The sequence below is a fragment of the Mycobacterium sp. ACS1612 genome (genome assembly GCF_001667505.1).
In the GTDB taxonomy this organism is placed as follows: Bacteria; Actinomycetota; Actinomycetes; order Mycobacteriales; family Mycobacteriaceae; genus Mycobacterium.
On the sequence record NZ_LZHZ01000070.1, the window covers coordinates 46,471 to 61,495 of the forward strand.

Below are 15,025 nucleotides of genomic sequence, written 5' to 3' on the forward strand. Positions count from 1 at the left end.
CCGTCAGGCATTAACGCGGCCCAGGTAGCTGCCGTCGCGGGAGTCGATCTTCAGCTTGTCGCCGGTGTTGATGAACAGCGGCACCTGAATTTCGGCACCCGTCTCGACGGTCGCGGGCTTGGTGCCTGCGCTGGACCGGTCGCCCTGCAGACCCGGTTCGGTGTGGGTGACCTCGAGTTCGACGGTCACCGGAAGTTCGAGGTACAGCGGTGCACCGTCGTGGAACGCAATCTGCACCGGCATGCTCTCCAGCAGGTACTTGGCGGCGTCGCCGACCAACGACTCGGGCAGGTGGTGCTGTTCGTAGTCTTCGGAGTCCATGAACACGAAGTCGGACCCGTCGCGATACAGATAGGTGTGGTCACGCCGGTCGACGGTGGCGGTCTCCACCTTCACGCCGGCGTTGTAGGTCTTGTCGACGACCTTGCCGGACAGCACGTTCTTCAGCTTGGTCCGGACGAACGCTGGGCCCTTGCCGGGTTTGACGTGCTGAAACTCGACGATCTGCCACAGTTGTCCGTCGATCTGCAGGACCAGACCGTTCTTGAAGTCAGCGGTCGTTGCCACTTTCGGTTGTCTCCTCTTAAAGGATCGCCAGTTCTTTGGGGAACCGGGTGAGTAAGTCGGGGGCCTTATGCGGGTCGCTGCCCACGACCAGCGTGTCCTCGATGCGGACGCCGCCGTGGTCGGGCAGATAGACACCTGGTTCCACGGTGACCGCGGAGCCAGCAAGCAGTGTACCGGCGGCCGACGCGCTGATCCCCGGCGCTTCGTGGATCTGCAGTCCGACGCCGTGGCCGAGGCCATGGTTGAAGTTGTCGGCGTACCCGGCGTCGTCGATCACCTGCCGCGAAGCGCCGTCCACATCCTTGAGCGTGGCACCGGGCACCAACGCGTCACGGCCCGCCTGCTGCGCCGTGGCGACCAGTTCGTAGAGGTCACGCTGCCACTGCGCGGCGGGCGCCAACACGAAGGTGCGGGTCATATCCGAGTGGTAACCGCAGACCAGTGCGCCGAAGTCGATTTTGACGAAGTCCCCGGCGGCCAGCACCGCATCCGTCGGCCGGTGGTGCGGAATCGCCGAATTGACACCGGCCGCCACGATGGTCTCGAACGACACCCCGTCCGCACCGTGGTCGAGCATCAGAGATTCGAGTTCGCGGCCCACCTCTTTCTCTGTCCGGCCAGCGCACAGCCCGCCGCGTTCGACCAGGTCGGTCAGGGCGGCGTCGGCCGCCTCGCAGGCCAGCCGTAGCAGGGCGATCTCACCCGCGTCCTTGACCTCGCGCAGCGCCTCGACGGTGCCCGCCGCCCGCACCAACTCGACGTGGTCGCCCGCCGCCTTGCGCAGCATCGCGAACCCGTCGACCGTCACCACGTGGCTCTCGAAGCCCACCCGCCGGGCGCCGTCCGCGGCGGCGCGCGCGGCCAGATGCGGCCCGCAGGCCCGTTCGATCACGACCTCCGCGTCGGGGGACTGCTGCGCGGCCTGCGTGCGGTAGCGGCCATCGGTGGCAAGCACAGGCGCTTCGCTGTCGACTCGGATCAGCAGCGCGGCGTTCGAGCCCGTGAAGCCGGACAGGTAACGGACGTTGACCAGGTCCGACACCAGCATCGCATCGAGTTCGGCGTCGGCAAGCCGTTGCCGCAGACGGTCCCGGCGCTGTGAAATAGTCACAGTTAGAGAACCTACTCGCTAAGGTGTGGCCCCATGAGCTCCGAGATCGGAGCGAGGAGGAGTTGAGGCATGAGCAAGTGGTTACTGCGCGGACTGGTGTTTGCGGCCCTGATGGTGATCGTGCGATTGCTGCAAGGGGCGATGATCAACGCGTGGGAGACCAAGGCGGGATTGATCAGCATCGTCCTGGTCGTGCTCTTCGCCATCGCCGTGTTCATCTGGGGCATCTCTGACGGCCGGGCCGACGCTCGGGCCAATCCCGATCCTGACCGCCGCGGCGATCTGGCGATGACGTGGCTGCTGGCCGGTCTGTTCGCGGGCGTGGTGAGCGGTGCGGTGGCGTGGTTCATCTCGCTGTTCTACAAGAGCCTCTACGTCGAGGCGCTGCTCAACGAAATCACCACGTTCGCGGCGTTCACCGCGCTGGTGGTCTTCCTGTTCGCGATCGCCGGCGTCGCCCTCGGCCGCCGGCTGGTGGACCGCAAGGCCCCCGAACTCTCACGCCACCACGGCACCTCGGCCACCGACGAGGACCGCGCCGACACCGACGTCTTCGCGGCGGTGCGCAGTGACGGCGGTACGGACGAGACCACGACCACCGAGGCGCGTCGCAAGGAACAGCCCTAGTCGAGGCTGGCCAGATACCGCAGGGCCAGTACGTAGCCCTGCACCCCGAGGCCCACGATGACGCCGGTGGCCACCGCGCTCAGATACGAATGGTGCCGGAATTCCTCGCGGGTATGCACATTGGAGATGTGCACCTCTATCAGCGGCGCCTTCAGTTCCGCGCACGCATCGCGCAACGCCACCGAAGTGTGCGTCAGCGCCCCCGCGTTCAGCACCACCGGGTCGCCCGCATCGACTGCGGCATGCACCCACGTCAGCAGGTCGGCTTCGCTATCGCTCTGCCGCACAACGGCTTTCATTCCCAAGCCCTCGGCCTCACGCTCGATCAGCGCCACCAGCTCGTTGTGGGTGGTGCTGCCGTACACTTCCGGCTCTCTGCGACCGAGCCGGCCCAGGTTGGGCCCGTTGAGCACCAGCACGGTCTGAAACTTCATGACGCCACCTCTGCATAGGCGGCCGCCACCAACGACGGATCCGGTCCCTCGAGGCGTCCCGGTTTGGCGAGGCCGTCGAGGACCACGAACCGCAGCACGCCCGCCCGCGTCTTCTTGTCGCCTGCCATGTATTCGAGCAATTGCGGCAGCGCGTCGGCGTCGTAGCTGACGGGCAGGCCCAGGGAGGCGAGGATCGACCGGTGCCGATTGGCAGTGTCGTCGTCGAGACGCCCTGCCAGCCTGCCCAATTCGGCGGCGAACACCAGACCCACGGAAACCGCGGCGCCATGCCGCCACTGATAGCGCTCTCGCCGCTCGATCGCGTGCGCGAGCGTGTGGCCGTAGTTGAGGATCTCGCGCAGCTGCGATTCCTTTTCGTCGGCCGCGACGACCTCGGCCTTGACGGCCACCGCGCGCCGGATCAGTTCCGGCAGCACCGTGCCGGACGGGTCGAGCGCAGCCTGCGGGTCGGCCTCGATCAGATCGAGGATCACCGGATCGGCGATGAAACCGGCCTTCACGATCTCGGCCATCCCCGCGACGATCTCGTTGCGCGGCAATGTCTCCAACGTGGCCAGGTCGACGAGTACCGCGGAAGGCTGATGGAACGCGCCGACCAGGTTCTTGCCCGCATCGGTGTTGATGCCAGTCTTACCGCCGACCGCGGCGTCGACCATGCCGAGCAGCGTGGTCGGCACATGCACGATGTCCACGCCGCGCAGCCAGGTGGCCGCGGCGAAGCCGGCGACGTCGGTGGCCGCTCCCCCGCCGAGACTGACCAGCGCGTCCTTGCGGCCGATCCCGATGCGGCCCAACACTTCCCAGATGAACCCGACCACCGGCAGTTCCTTGCCGCCTTCGGCGTCCGGGATCTCGATGCGGTGCGCGTCGATACCGCTGTCGGACAGCGTCTTTCGAATCGCTTCCGCGGTCTGCGTCAACACCGGCTGGTGCAGGACGGCCACCTTGTGCCTGCCCGCGAGGACTCGCTCGAGTTCACCGAGTAGGCCGGTTCCGATGATGACGGGATACGGCGGTTCGACGTGGACGTCGACGGTCACCGGCTCAGTCACGGTGTCCCTTCATGTTTCGGGCGGCGACGGCCGCGGGCGTTGGCGGGGTGTCATTGCTTGGCTCGGCGGTCAGCGACGACGGTCCACGCCGCCACGGCGGCCGTCGGCGGCGACGACGCTGTTGGCGTGGCGCGCCAGGATTCTCGAGGCGCTCCACGATGTGACGCACCACCGCGCCCGGGTTGCGGCGATTGGTGTTGACCCGGATGGTGGCGACCCGCCGGTACAGCGGAACCCGTTGTGTCATCAGGGCTTTGAACTTCTCGCTGCGATCGGGACCTGCGAGCAACGGCCGCACGGTGCTGCCGCCGGTGCGGCGCACCCCCTCCGCGGCGCTGATCTCCAGATAGATCACCGTGTGTCCGGCCAGGGCTTCCCGCACCCCGGCTGTGGTGACGGCGCCGCCCCCCAACGACAGCACACCGTCGTGGGTCTGCAGCGCGGACCGGATGACCTCTTCTTCGATGCGCCGGAACTCTTTCTCGCCGTCGGTGGCGAAGATGTCGGCGATAGTGCGGCCGGTAGTCTCCTCGATCGCCGCGTCGGTGTCCAGCAGTGGCAGGTCCAGCGCCTTGGCCAGCCGACGCCCGATCGTGGACTTGCCCGAACCGGGCAGTCCGACCAGCACGGCCTTGGGCGCCATCAGCTCGACGCCTGTGCCGGTTCGGTGGCCGGCTCCCTTTCCGACACCGCACGCAGGTAGGTCTCGATGTTGGCGCTGGTCTCGGTCAGCGAGTCGCCGCCGAACTTCTCCAGCGCGGCGCGCGCCAGCACCAACGCGACCATGGTCTCGACGACCACACCGGCGGCGGGCACCGCGCAGACGTCGGACCGCTGATGAATCGCGACGGCCTCCTCGCCGGTGGCCATGTCGACGGTGGCCAGTGCCCGCGGCACCGTGGAGATCGGCTTCATCGCGGCGCGCACCCGCAGCGGCTGGCCGTTGGTCATGCCGCCCTCCAAGCCGCCGGCCCGGTTCGTCGACCTCATCACGCCGTCGGGTCCCGGGTAGATCTCGTCGTGCGCGACGCTGCCGCGCCTGCGAGCGGTTTCGAAGCCGTCGCCGATCTCGACGCCCTTGATCGCCTGGATGCCCATCACGGCGCCGGCCAACTGGCTGTCCAGCCGGTTGTCACCGCTGGTGAACGACCCGAGGCCGACGGGCAGCCCGTGGGCGACCACCTCGACCACGCCGCCGAGCGTGTCGCCGTCCTTCTTGGCCGCTTCGATCTCGGCGATCATCAGCTTCTCGGCCTCTTTGCCGAACGCCCGGACCGGGCTCGCGTCGATGGCGGCCAGGTCCGACGCCATCGGCGGCGGCCCGTCGTACGGCTTGGACGCGCCGATCGAGATGACGTGCGACACCACCTCGACACCGAGCGCTTCACGCAGGAATGCGCGCGCGATGGTTCCTGCGGCCACGCGGGCAGCGGTTTCACGGGCGCTGGCGCGTTCGAGCACGGGGCGGGCGTCGTCGAAGCCGTACTTGAGCATGCCCGCGTAGTCGGCGTGGCCGGGTCGCGGCCTGGTCAGCGGCGCATTGCGCGCGACGTCGAGTTCGCTCGGGTCGACGGGGTCGGCGGCCATCACGGTTTCCCATTTGGGCCACTCGGTGTTGCCGATCTCGATCGCCACCGGACCGCCAAGGGTGACCCCGTGGCGCACGCCCGCAAGCATGGTGACCTGGTCTTGTTCGAACTTCATCCGGGCGCCGCGGCCGTAGCCGAGGCGGCGGCGGGCCAGCTGACCGGCTATGTCGTCGCTCGTGACGTGGACGCCGGCGACCATGCCCTCGACCACGGCGACCAACGCGCGACCATGGGATTCACCAGCTGTAGTCCATCGCAACACGCGACCCATTTTCGCACGTCGGGCCGCGAGCCCCGAATCAGCCGATCGCCAGGCCCGCCAAGACACGGCCGATCTCGACGACGGCGTCGCGATGGGCGGACTTCTGGTCGTCGGCACGGGCGACGATCATCGCGGTTTCGCACAGCGCCCCATATAAGAAGTGGGCCAGTGGGCCGGGCTTGCGCGGCGCGACCCGGCCTGCCTCGGCGGCGCGCGAGATGCCCAGTTCCATCATGTCCAGCAGCGGCGACTCCAGTCGGCGGATCTGCTCCCAGCCGATCGCAGCGGAGGCGTCGAGCAGCATGATGCGCTGCAGCCCCGGGTCCAGACATTCGTCGAGGAAGGCGCGGCATGCGGCCGCGAACGCGTCCCACGGATCCTTCTTGCGCCCGTAGGCGACCGCGAGCGGTGTCGCGACGCGCTCGACCTCGCGGCTGAAGACGGCCTCGAACAGTTGCCGCTTGCCTTCGAAGTGGTGGTAGACCGCACCCTTGGTCACACCGGCCCTGGCCGCCACCGCGTCGAGAGAGGTGGCGTCGAAGCCGTCACGCGCGAACAGCGCGCGGGCCGCGTCGACGAGCGCGGTGGTGGTCGCCTCGGTCCGCTCGGCCTGCGTTCGTCTCACCGCCTTCGTCGCCACGGCCTGACCATAGTTCACAGCACGTGGTAGACCCGATAGTCGATGTGGTTCGGCGACAAGATGTTGTAGCCGACCGCAACCAGTTCCGAAAGCCACGCGTACCGGTGGTCGCTGGTTTCAAACGTCGGCGTGGTGCGGACGTAGGTGTCGGCGAACGGCAGCACTTCGCCGTCGGCAAGCCGTTGCACACCGTCGGTGGGAATCTTGATCACGCCGCGGGATTCGTAGTGAATCAGCGCGCCGTCATGTGTGCGCAGTGTGGCGCGGACGTCCACCCGCCCGGTGCCGTCCGCGCCGACGATCAACCAGTCGCCGCCGCCGGGCAGCAGCTCACCGCGCAGCGTGGGCCCTTGGATCGCGCCGCCGCTCGTGATGAACGTCATCCGGGTCCCGACGGGCGTCGGAATCAGTTGCGCGGGTTGCAGATCGACGTGCATGTCGAACAGATGCGCCACGGGCAGCGCGGTTACGAGCGGCAGCTGGTCGACCGGCGTCGCGGTGGTCATGCGGTCACCGCGGCCTGCAGCTGCATCGCGTCGACGAACGTGTCCTTACGCGCCACCAATCCGTCGGGTGAGACGTTGACGACGTCGAGGCAGTCGAAGCGGATGTCGCCGGAGATCAGCGCCCAGTCGAGGATCCAGTGGTCCTCGCCGTACAGCACGCGATATGTCTCCCAAGTGAAATCGGGGAACTGCTCGAAGATCTCCGCGAAGGCGGCACGCGCAGCGTCGCGGCCTCGGACGGGTTCGGCACCCAGGTGGGTCCAGAACTGGGTGTCTTCGGTGTGCAGGGCGACGATCGCGTCGGGATCGCGCGCCGCCCACGCGGCGAAGTAGCGCTGCGCGATGGCTTTCAGATCATGCTTGGTAGTTTGCATACCCGCAGTATGTATTAACCTACCGCAGGTATGCAAGTGGACCAGTGGGCCATACATTCACGACACCACAAAGGGACAGCAGACGGCCTGTGCCAGTGGGCGTTTCCCAACCAGAGGTTGATCCCGGGCCCAACGCACCCAACGTCCGTCCCAGCAGGGGGATTACGCCGAATTGGACTATTCGGATACGCGTACCACTGCCCCGCTGCACGAGCCCGTGTCGGCGGCTGGTCCTACCGGGCTGCCGAGCTTCGGCCAAGCCCGCGCCAGCGCCGATCAGCCGCTTCCCGAGGCAGGCGAATCGGCGCGGCCGTCATCGCAGGCGTAGTTCAGAAGACGGCCAAGGCCGCGGCTGACATCGCGGCGAGGGACATCGAAGGGCCGTGTGGCACCGATCCTCCCGATCGGCACAGCAGCGCTACCGCGGCCAACACCGCGGTCAGCATTGGAGCGCCGAGCGCCGCCACCAGCCAGACATCCCTGCCGAAGAAGCCTGTCAGCGCCCCGATGCCGATCGCCAGCTTGACATCACCGGCGCCCATCGCGGTGGGCATCATGACATGCACGACGGCGTAGACCGTGAACAGGGCGACCGCGCCGAGTGCCGCGGCGACACCCCGTCCGTGCAGCGCCGCCGCCGCGAGGATGACCACCGCCCCCGGCAGCGTCAGCCAGTTCGGAAGCCGCCTCTGCCGCACGTCGTACACGCTGAGCGCGATCAGCCACGCCACCGCGCCGACACCGGCCAGCCCCGCCCCCATGCATCGAGGCTAACGTCGGTTCCGTGCACCGGCGGTCACCAATTGGTTCAGCACTGCTGGTCGTGGTGGCAGCGGTCAGCCAGGAGGTCGGCGCGGCGTTCGCGGTGGGTCTGTTCGCGGCGCTGGGCCCCGTCGGGGCGGCGTTCGCACGACTCGTCGTCGCCGGGCTGATCCTTTGCCTGGCAGTCCGCCCCCGACTGCGGGGCCTCGCCGGCCGCGCGTGGATGTCCGCATCGGCTCTGGCCGCGGCATTGGTGGTGATGAACGTGTCTTTCTACGTCTCACTCACCCGGATCCCCCTCGGTGTTGCGGTCACCGTCGAAGCCCTTGGTCCACTTGCTCTTTCGGTGATGGTCAGCCGTCGAAAGTCGGCATGGTTGTGGGCGATGCTGGCCCTGCTCGGCGTCGCGCTGCTCAGCCTCACCGGGGTCAGGATTGGTCGCCTCGACACCGTAGGACTTGCCTTCGCCGCCGCCGCAGGGGCGAGCTGGGCCGGCTACATCCTGGCCACCGCCCGTGCGGGTGCCGACTTCCCCAAACTCGACGGACTGGCGGTCGCGACTGCGATCGGCGCGCTCATCATGGCGCCATTTGCGGTGGTCGTGATCGATCTGGACGCTGCGCTGCGATTGCAGGTGCTGGGGCTGGCGGCGGTCGTCGGGGTGATGTCCTCGGTCATCCCCTACTCGCTGGAGCTGATCTCCCTGCGCCGCCTCCCAGCGGAGACATTCGCGATCTTGACTTGCCTGTCACCGGTCGTGGCGGCGGTCGCCGGCTGGCTGGTCCTGGGACAGCATCTGGCTGTCACCGGCTATGCGGCGATCGTGCTCGTCACTGTTGCCAGCATCGGAGCGGTGCACTCGGCACGAGACCGGTTGGCGCGCAGCGATACCCGGCTGATCACCGGCTAGCTGCCACAGCGCCTGCAGCGTCGAGCAATTCAGCCATCGCCGTCTGCGGCCCGACCGGTTGATAGACGAGGGTGTCGACTCCCGCGTCGAGATACGGCCTCGCCGACTCTGCAGCCTGCTCCGCGCCACATGCCACGAAAAGCACCGTGCTGAAAGGCGTCCCACGGCCTGCCCGACCGGTCGCGACGTGGCCGAGCGCGTCCAGCACGGTAGCCGGGGTGTACCGGGAGTCGAGAACAACTCCTGCAGCTATCTCGCCAGCCAACGCCAGCGTCTTCGGACCCGTTCCGCCGATCAGCACCGGAATCGGTTGTCGCGGAGGCCAATCAAGCTGCACGTTGGTGAGTCGGACGTATCTCCCTTCGACGGTGACCGACCGTCCCGCCAGCAGATCGCTCAGCGCCGCGACGTACTCACGCATCAGCGTCAACGGTGACGCGACGGCGGCGCCTGCCTGTCGCATCCAGTCCTGCACTCCGTGCCCTATCCCAATTCGAAGCCTGCCTGGGAACATCGCCTCGAGGGTGGCGATCTCCATGGCCGTGGTCACCACGTTGCGCAGCGGGGCGGGCAACACGCCGAGTCCGACGGTGAGCGTTTCAGACGATGCCAGTGCCGCCGCCGCTGCGGCGATTCCGCCTTGGAGGAAGCAGTCCTCCCACAGCCACAATTCCGCGACACCGGCACGCTCGGTGGCCGCGGCCGTTTCTAGTAGCGTGTCGGGACGAAAGTCCGGGCGAAAGACGACGCCGATGCGAGCAGTCACGCAACCGACACTACTGTTCGGTGAGCGCCGCCCTCATCGCTTCGACCGGCGCTGGCAGACCGGTGAACTGCTCGACCTGAGCAAACGCCTGGTGCAGTAGCATCTGCAACCCCCCGACGATCCGGCCGCCCGCGGTTTCGACCGCCGTCGCCAACGGAGTCGGCCACGGGTCGTAGATCGCGTCGAGCAGCACCGGCGTCGCGACGGTCTCCGCGTACGCTGCCGCCACGTCGGCCGGGATGGTGCTGACGACGACGTCGGCCACCACCGTCGTCCCGAGTGCTGCCCAGCGGATGTCGACGCCCACCTTCGACCCGAGGGCCAGCAGCGGCGCCGCCTTCGCCTCGCTGCGCGACACCACCGAAATACGTTGCACGCCAAGCTCGGCGAGGCCGACGACGACGGCGGGCGCGGTGCCGCCCGAACCCAGCACCGCGGCGTCGCCACTCACCGGCCCCAGTGCGCCCTTCACGCCATCGACGTCGGTGTTGTCGGCCCGCCATCCCGCATCCGTCCGCACCAGCGTGTTGGCCGAGCCGACGAGTTCGGCGCGCGCAGTGCGTTCGTCGGCGAACCGCAGTGCTGCGAATTTACCGGGCATCGTGACCGAGAGGCCAACCCATTCCGGACCGAAATCGGCCACCAGCGACGGCAATTGGTCGGCCGTGCATTCGATGCGGTCGTAGGTCCAGTCCGTCAGCCCCAATGCGCGGTAGGCGGCCAGGTGCAGTTGCGGTGACCGCGAATGCGCGATCGGCGATCCGAGGACCGCGGCCTTGCGGGCCCTATCTGGCGGAGTCGAGGACACCGTTGCGTCTGGCCAGTTCGATGTTCGCGAGGTGCTGGTCGTAGTCGCGGGTGAACAACGTCGTGCCCTGCATGTCGACGGTCACGAAGTACAGCCAGTCCCCCGGCGCCGGTTGTTCGGCGGCGGACAGTGCGGGTTGCCCCGGCGAGCAGATCGGCGTGGCCGGAAGGCCAGACCGTACATAGGTATTCCACGACGTGTGCTGCGCACGGTCCCCGTCGGTGGTGGCCACTTCGATGCGATCCAACGGGTAGTTCACCGTCGAGTCGAATTCGAGCGTGCGGTTCTCCTGCAAACGGTTGTAGATGACCCGCGCCACTTTCGCGAAGTCGTCGGGCTTGGATTCGCGCTGCACCAACGACCCGACCGTGAGGATCTGATACGGCGACATGTTCATGGTCTTCGCGGTGTCGAGCAGGCCGCTGTGCGCGTACTGTGTCGCGCTGGCTCCAATCAGCATGGACAGGATGTCCTGCGCGGGCGCCGACGGATCGATGTTCCAGGTGCCAGGGGCGATCAGCCCCTCGAGCCGCCGGTGATCGTTGCCCATCCCGGTGACCGCACTCATCGCCCAGTCGGGGACGGAAAGCTCCAACGGCGGCACGCTTCCCGCCGCCTTCTTCAGATCGTCCGTCGCGACGCAGTGCCGGTCGCCGTCGAGATTCACACAGGTGGCCCGCGAGATCAGGGCGAAGATGCCGTCGGTGACGGCGTTCGTCTTGACATCTTGGACGTCGTCGAGCTGGCGCCCTTCGGGTATCACGAGCTTGCCGACCCTGTTCTGTGGATCGGCAAGTCTGGCAACGGCATTGGACGCCGGTATCTCGGTGCGCACCTTGTAGAAGCCGGGCTGGATGGCCGAGATCGCCGAGTTGCCCTGCGCAGCGGTGACGAAGGCCTTCACCGTCGCGACCACCTTGTGGTCTTCGAGGGTCTTGCCGATCGCGGTGGTCGAATCACCGTCGCGGATCTGGATGACCACGTCGTTGACGCCGTCACCGGTGTAGTCGTTGCTGCCACCGAACAGCGAATGCCACATTTTCGAACCCAGGAACACCGCGCCGACGACCACCACGATCAGCAACGCGATTGCGAAGCCGGTGGCAAACCGCCGCTTGCGCCTGGTGCGCGCTTCGCGGATCCGGTCCGACCGCGACACCCGGCGCCGCGGTGGTCCAACCGCAACGGGTTCGGCCCGGTCGCGGCCCCAGTGGTTGTCAGTCATCCCCGACCTCTCCGTGCACGGCACCGAGTTCACTCGCTCCCCGCGTGCGCGAAGCGGAGCGCCGTTGGTCCAACCAATTCTGCAAGATTCCTACCGCTGCGGCCTGATCGATCATCACCCGCTGCCCTTTGGCTCGGATGCCCGCATCACGCAGAGACCGTTGCGCCACAACGGTTGTCAGTCGTTCGTCGGACAGCCGCACCGGTGTCGGCGAGATGCGTCGGGCAAGCTCGTCGGCCAACTCGATAGCGTCCCTGGCTGAGGAGCCGGCCCGGTCCGCGAGGGTGCGCGGTAACCCCACCACCACTTCGACCGCCTCCAACTCGTCGGCCAACTGCGCGAGCCGGCGCATGTGTTTGCCGTTCTTGTTCCTCTTGTCCCGCTGCACCGTCTCCACCGGGGTGGCCAGGATCCCGTCCGGGTCGCTCACAGCCACCCCAATCCGGGCCGTGCCCGCGTCGATACCGAGTCGTCGCCCGCGCCCGGGATCAGGGGGCGCAAGACTGTCCCCCGGCCGATCCGGGAGACGACTGTCGGTATCGGCCACCGGTCAGCTCCGGCCTATCTCTGCGCGCAGCGCGGCCAATGCCGCGTCGATGCCCGCCGCCCCCTTACCGGAACCCTGTGCCAGATCGGCCTTACCGCCCCCGCGGCCGTTGACCGCCGTGCCCACCTGCTTGACCAACTCGTTGGCCGCCAGCCCGAGGTCTTGCGCGGCCGCGTTGGTCGCGACCACGAACGGCACGGTGTCGTTCTCGCCCTCCGCGATCAACGCGACGACCGCGGGGTCGCTGCCGAGTTTGCCCTTGATGTCGCCCACGAGCGTGCGCAGATCCGCCGCCGACATTCCGCCGGCCATCCGCTGCGCCACGACACGCACCTTACCGATTTGCTCAGCACCCGCGGCGGCATTCGCTGCGGCTGCGCGCGCGTTTGCCAGCCGCATCCTGTCGAGCTCCTTTTCGGCTGCCCGCAGGCGCTCGACCAGGTTGGCCACCCGGGCGGGAACCTCGTCCGAAGGAACCTTCAGCGTGGATGCGAGGCCCGCCATCAGGGCGCGTTCCTTCGCGAGATGGCGGAACGAGTCCAAGCCCACGTAAGCCTCGACGCGGCGCACCCCCGAACCGACGGACGACTCGCCGAGGATCGTCACCGGACCGATCTGCGCCGAACTCTCGACATGCGTTCCGCCGCAGAGCTCCAGCGAGAACGGCCCGCCGATCTCGACCACCCGGACCTCGTCGGGATAGTTCTCGCCGAACAGGGCCATCGCGCCCATCGCCTTGGCCTTGTCCAGTTCGGTGGTGAAACTGTGCACCTCGTAGTCGGCCTCGACCGCCTCGTTGGTGACTTCCTCGATCTGGGTCCGCTGGTCATCGGTCAGGGCGCCCTGCCAGTTGAAGTCGAACCGTAGATAGCCCGGCCGATTCAGCGAACCCGCCTGGACAGCGTTGGGACCCAGCACTTGTCGCAGCGCCGCATGCACCATGTGGGTGCCCGAATGGCCCTGCGTCGCGCCGTGCCGCCAGCGCGGGTCCACCGCGGCGATGACGGTGTCGCCCTCGACGAACTCGCCGGATTCGACATTGACGCGATGAGCCCACAGGGTCTTGGCGATTTTCTGGACGTCGGACACGGCAGCCTTGGCCGCCCCGGAGGCGCCCGTTCCGCTGATGCTGCCCTCGTCGGCGATCTGGCCGCCGGACTCCGCATAGAACGGCGTGCGGTCGAGAATGAGTTCGACCCGCTCCTGGGCACCCTCGCGCCCGGCGTGCGTGACGACGGGCACTCGCTTGCCATCGACGAAGATGCCGAGAATCCTTGCCTCGGAGGTCAATTCGTCGAATCCGGTGAACTCCGTCGGCCCGGCGTCGACCAATTCCCGGTATTCGGACAGGTCGGCGTGGGCCTGTTTACGCGCCGCGGCGTCAGCCTTTGCGCGTTTGCGCTGTTCGGCCATCAGGCTGCGGAAGCCTTCTTCGTCGACGGACAAGTCGGCCTCGGCGGCCATCTCCAGAGTCAGCTCGAGCGGGAAGCCGTAGGTGTCGTGCAGCGTGAAGGCGTCGCGGCCGGACAACTTATCGGATCCCGAAGCCTTCGTCGCACGCGCGGCCTCTTCAAACAGCCGGGAACCCGAGGCCAGCGTGCGGTTGAATGCGGTCTCCTCCGCGACGGCGATGCGCTGGATGCGGTCGAAGTCCGACACCAGTTCGGGGTATGACGGCCCCATCGCGTCGCGCACCGTCGCCATCAGGTCCGCCATGACCGGGTCGTCGACACCCAGCAGTTTCGCCGCGCGAATGATCCGGCGAAGCAGGCGTCGCAGCACGTAGCCGCGGCCTTCGTTGCCTGGGCTCACCCCGTCGCCGATCAGAATCGCCGCGGTGCGGCTGTGGTCGGCGATGATCCGGTAGCGGACGTCGTCATCGTGGTTGCCGACGTCATAGCCGCGTGGCGCACGGGCCGCCACTGTATCGATCACCGGACGCAGCAGGTCGGTCTCGTAGACGTTGTGCACACCCTGCAGCAGGAACGCCACCCGTTCGACGCCCATGCCGGTGTCGATGTTCTTGCGCGGCAACGGGCCGAGGATCTCGAAATCCTCCTTACTGGTGCCCTCGCCGCGTTCGTTCTGCATGAACACGAGATTCCAGATCTCGATGTAGCGGTCCTCATTGGCGACCGGACCGCCCTCGACACCGAACTCCGGGCCGCGGTCGTAGTAGATCTCCGACGACGGACCGCACGGCCCGGGGATGCCCATCGACCAGTAGTTGTCGGCCATGCCGCGCCGCTGGATGCGCTCGGCGGGCAGCCCCGCGACTTCCTGCCACAGTCCGACAGCCTCGTCGTCATCCAAATAGACCGTCGCCCATAGCCTTTCGGGATCGAAGCCGTAACCGCCCTGATCTATCGGGTTGGTCAGCAGGGTCCACGCCAACTCGATGGCCCGGCGCTTGAAATAGTCGCCGAAGGAGAAGTTGCCTGCCATCTGGAAGAAGGTGTTGTGCCGGGTGGTGATGCCCACCTCGTCGATGTCGGGGGTCCGGATGCACTTCTGGATGCTGGTCGCCGTGGCGTACGGCGGGGTCCGCTGCCCCAGGAAGTAGGGCACGAACTGCACCATGCCCGCGTTGACGAACAGCAGGTTGGGGTCGTCGAGGATCACCGAGGCGCTGGGCACCTCGGTGTGGCCTGCCTTCACGAAGTGATCGAGGAAGCGCTTCCTGATCTCGTGTGTTTGCACGTTCCTACTGCCTCATCTATTCAGAAGTCTTGACGTCACCTGCGACTATGCGACCGCACTACAGTACCGGTCGTCGTTGTCGCGCTGACAAGCCAACGAACCGGCGCGGCGGCAAGTGCCGGAG

General features: G+C 67.5%; 16 protein-coding genes and 1 pseudogene. 2 read left to right on the forward strand and 15 right to left on the reverse strand.

The features are described from left to right. Nucleotides 1-3 precede the first annotated feature (3 nt). Nucleotides 4-567: an elongation factor P gene (gene efp / locus A5724_RS30290; RefSeq protein ID WP_067811143.1), complete on the reverse strand. Its 564-nt coding sequence runs from the start codon at nt 565-567 to the stop codon at nt 4-6. Nucleotides 568-583: 16 nt separating this feature from the next. Beyond that, complete coding sequence (locus A5724_RS30295; protein WP_067811148.1) at nt 584-1,678, reverse strand: Xaa-Pro peptidase family protein; 1,095 nt, start codon at nt 1,676-1,678, stop codon at nt 584-586. 69 nt (nt 1,679-1,747) lie between these two features. Here A5724_RS30295 and A5724_RS30300 point away from each other — a divergent pair, with 69 nt between their 5' ends. Then, nucleotides 1,748-2,305, forward strand: a complete 558-nt coding sequence (locus A5724_RS30300; protein WP_067811151.1) for a B-4DMT family transporter — start codon at nt 1,748-1,750, stop codon at nt 2,303-2,305. Here the strand turns inward: A5724_RS30300 and aroQ are convergent. The 8 genes and pseudogenes from aroQ to A5724_RS30340 form a co-directional block, all read right to left on the reverse strand. After that, nucleotides 2,302-2,739 (reverse strand): type II 3-dehydroquinate dehydratase, encoded by a 438-nt coding sequence (aroQ, locus tag A5724_RS30305; RefSeq protein WP_067811154.1) that lies wholly within the window; start codon nt 2,737-2,739, stop codon nt 2,302-2,304. The genes A5724_RS30300 and aroQ overlap by 4 nt on opposite strands. Next, nucleotides 2,736-3,812 carry a 3-dehydroquinate synthase gene (aroB, locus tag A5724_RS30310; RefSeq protein WP_067811157.1) on the reverse strand — a complete coding sequence of 359 codons (1,077 nt, stop codon included), beginning with the start codon at nt 3,810-3,812 and terminating at the stop codon, nt 2,736-2,738. The genes aroQ and aroB overlap by 4 nt, the downstream gene beginning before the upstream one ends. A 136-nt stretch (nt 3,813-3,948) precedes the next feature. Then, nucleotides 3,949-4,455: pseudogene (locus A5724_RS30315) on the reverse strand (shikimate kinase); the annotation flags it as partial. Next, entirely contained in the window at nt 4,455-5,663 is a 1,209-nt protein-coding gene (aroC, locus tag A5724_RS30320) for a chorismate synthase (RefSeq protein ID WP_067811375.1), read from the reverse strand. The pseudogene A5724_RS30315 and the gene aroC, both read right to left, overlap by 1 nt. 37 nt (nt 5,664-5,700) lie before the next feature. Continuing rightward, nucleotides 5,701-6,303 carry a TetR/AcrR family transcriptional regulator gene (locus tag A5724_RS30325; protein ID WP_067811379.1) on the reverse strand — a complete coding sequence of 201 codons (603 nt, stop codon included), beginning with the start codon at nt 6,301-6,303 and terminating at the stop codon, nt 5,701-5,703. A gap of 14 nt (nt 6,304-6,317) precedes the next feature. Then, the gene (locus tag A5724_RS30330; protein ID WP_067811164.1) at nt 6,318-6,809 is read right to left on the reverse strand and encodes a DUF3237 domain-containing protein; all 492 of its coding nucleotides are present in this window, start codon (nt 6,807-6,809) and stop codon (nt 6,318-6,320) included. Further along, nucleotides 6,806-7,183 carry a nuclear transport factor 2 family protein gene (locus tag A5724_RS30335; RefSeq protein WP_067811168.1) on the reverse strand — a complete coding sequence of 126 codons (378 nt, stop codon included), beginning with the start codon at nt 7,181-7,183 and terminating at the stop codon, nt 6,806-6,808. Before A5724_RS30335 ends, A5724_RS30330 begins: the two co-directional genes overlap by 4 nt. 329 nt (nt 7,184-7,512) lie before the next feature. Next, a complete protein-coding gene (locus A5724_RS30340) occupies nt 7,513-7,944 on the reverse strand; it encodes an A24 family peptidase (protein WP_067811172.1) in 432 nt (143 codons plus the stop codon). A 23-nt stretch (nt 7,945-7,967) separates the two neighbouring features. On the opposite strand from A5724_RS30340, the gene A5724_RS30345 reads away from it, so the two are divergent. Continuing rightward, complete coding sequence (locus tag A5724_RS30345) at nt 7,968-8,855, forward strand: DMT family transporter (protein WP_067811175.1); 888 nt, start codon at nt 7,968-7,970, stop codon at nt 8,853-8,855. Here the strand turns inward: A5724_RS30345 and A5724_RS30350 are convergent. From A5724_RS30350 to alaS, 5 genes are read right to left on the reverse strand one after another with little or no spacing between them, the layout of a single operon-like run. After that, nucleotides 8,845-9,621, reverse strand: a complete 777-nt coding sequence (locus A5724_RS30350) for an LLM class flavin-dependent oxidoreductase (RefSeq protein WP_067811180.1) — start codon at nt 9,619-9,621, stop codon at nt 8,845-8,847. The two genes, A5724_RS30345 and A5724_RS30350, sit on opposite strands and share 11 nt — an antisense overlap. A 10-nt stretch (nt 9,622-9,631) precedes the next feature. After that, complete coding sequence (locus A5724_RS30355) at nt 9,632-10,429, reverse strand: shikimate dehydrogenase (protein WP_067811194.1); 798 nt, start codon at nt 10,427-10,429, stop codon at nt 9,632-9,634. Then, nucleotides 10,407-11,654 (reverse strand): endolytic transglycosylase MltG, encoded by a 1,248-nt coding sequence (gene mltG / locus A5724_RS30360; protein ID WP_067811199.1) that lies wholly within the window; start codon nt 11,652-11,654, stop codon nt 10,407-10,409. Before mltG ends, A5724_RS30355 begins: the two co-directional genes overlap by 23 nt. Continuing rightward, complete coding sequence (ruvX, locus tag A5724_RS30365) at nt 11,647-12,201, reverse strand: Holliday junction resolvase RuvX (RefSeq protein ID WP_067811202.1); 555 nt, start codon at nt 12,199-12,201, stop codon at nt 11,647-11,649. The genes mltG and ruvX overlap by 8 nt, the downstream gene beginning before the upstream one ends. 3 nt (nt 12,202-12,204) lie before the next feature. Next, on the reverse strand, nt 12,205-14,901 hold the full coding sequence (gene alaS, locus A5724_RS30370; RefSeq protein ID WP_067811205.1) for an alanine--tRNA ligase: 2,697 nt from the start codon (nt 14,899-14,901) through the stop codon (nt 12,205-12,207). Between the last annotated feature and the right edge of the window lie 124 nt (nt 14,902-15,025).

Coding starts and splice junctions, on each gene's coding strand:
- A5724_RS30300 (WP_067811151.1), top strand. CDS start 1,748: ATGAGCAAGTGGTTACTGCGCGGACTGGTGTTTGCGGCCCTGATGGTG.
- aroQ (WP_067811154.1), bottom strand. CDS start 2,739: ATGAAGTTTCAGACCGTGCTGGTGCTCAACGGGCCCAACCTGGGCCGG.
- A5724_RS30330 (WP_067811164.1), bottom strand. CDS start 6,809: ATGACCACCGCGACGCCGGTCGACCAGCTGCCGCTCGTAACCGCGCTG.
- A5724_RS30335 (WP_067811168.1), bottom strand. CDS start 7,183: ATGCAAACTACCAAGCATGATCTGAAAGCCATCGCGCAGCGCTACTTC.
- A5724_RS30340 (WP_067811172.1), bottom strand. CDS start 7,944: ATGGGGGCGGGGCTGGCCGGTGTCGGCGCGGTGGCGTGGCTGATCGCG.
- mltG (WP_067811199.1), bottom strand. CDS start 11,654: ATGACTGACAACCACTGGGGCCGCGACCGGGCCGAACCCGTTGCGGTT.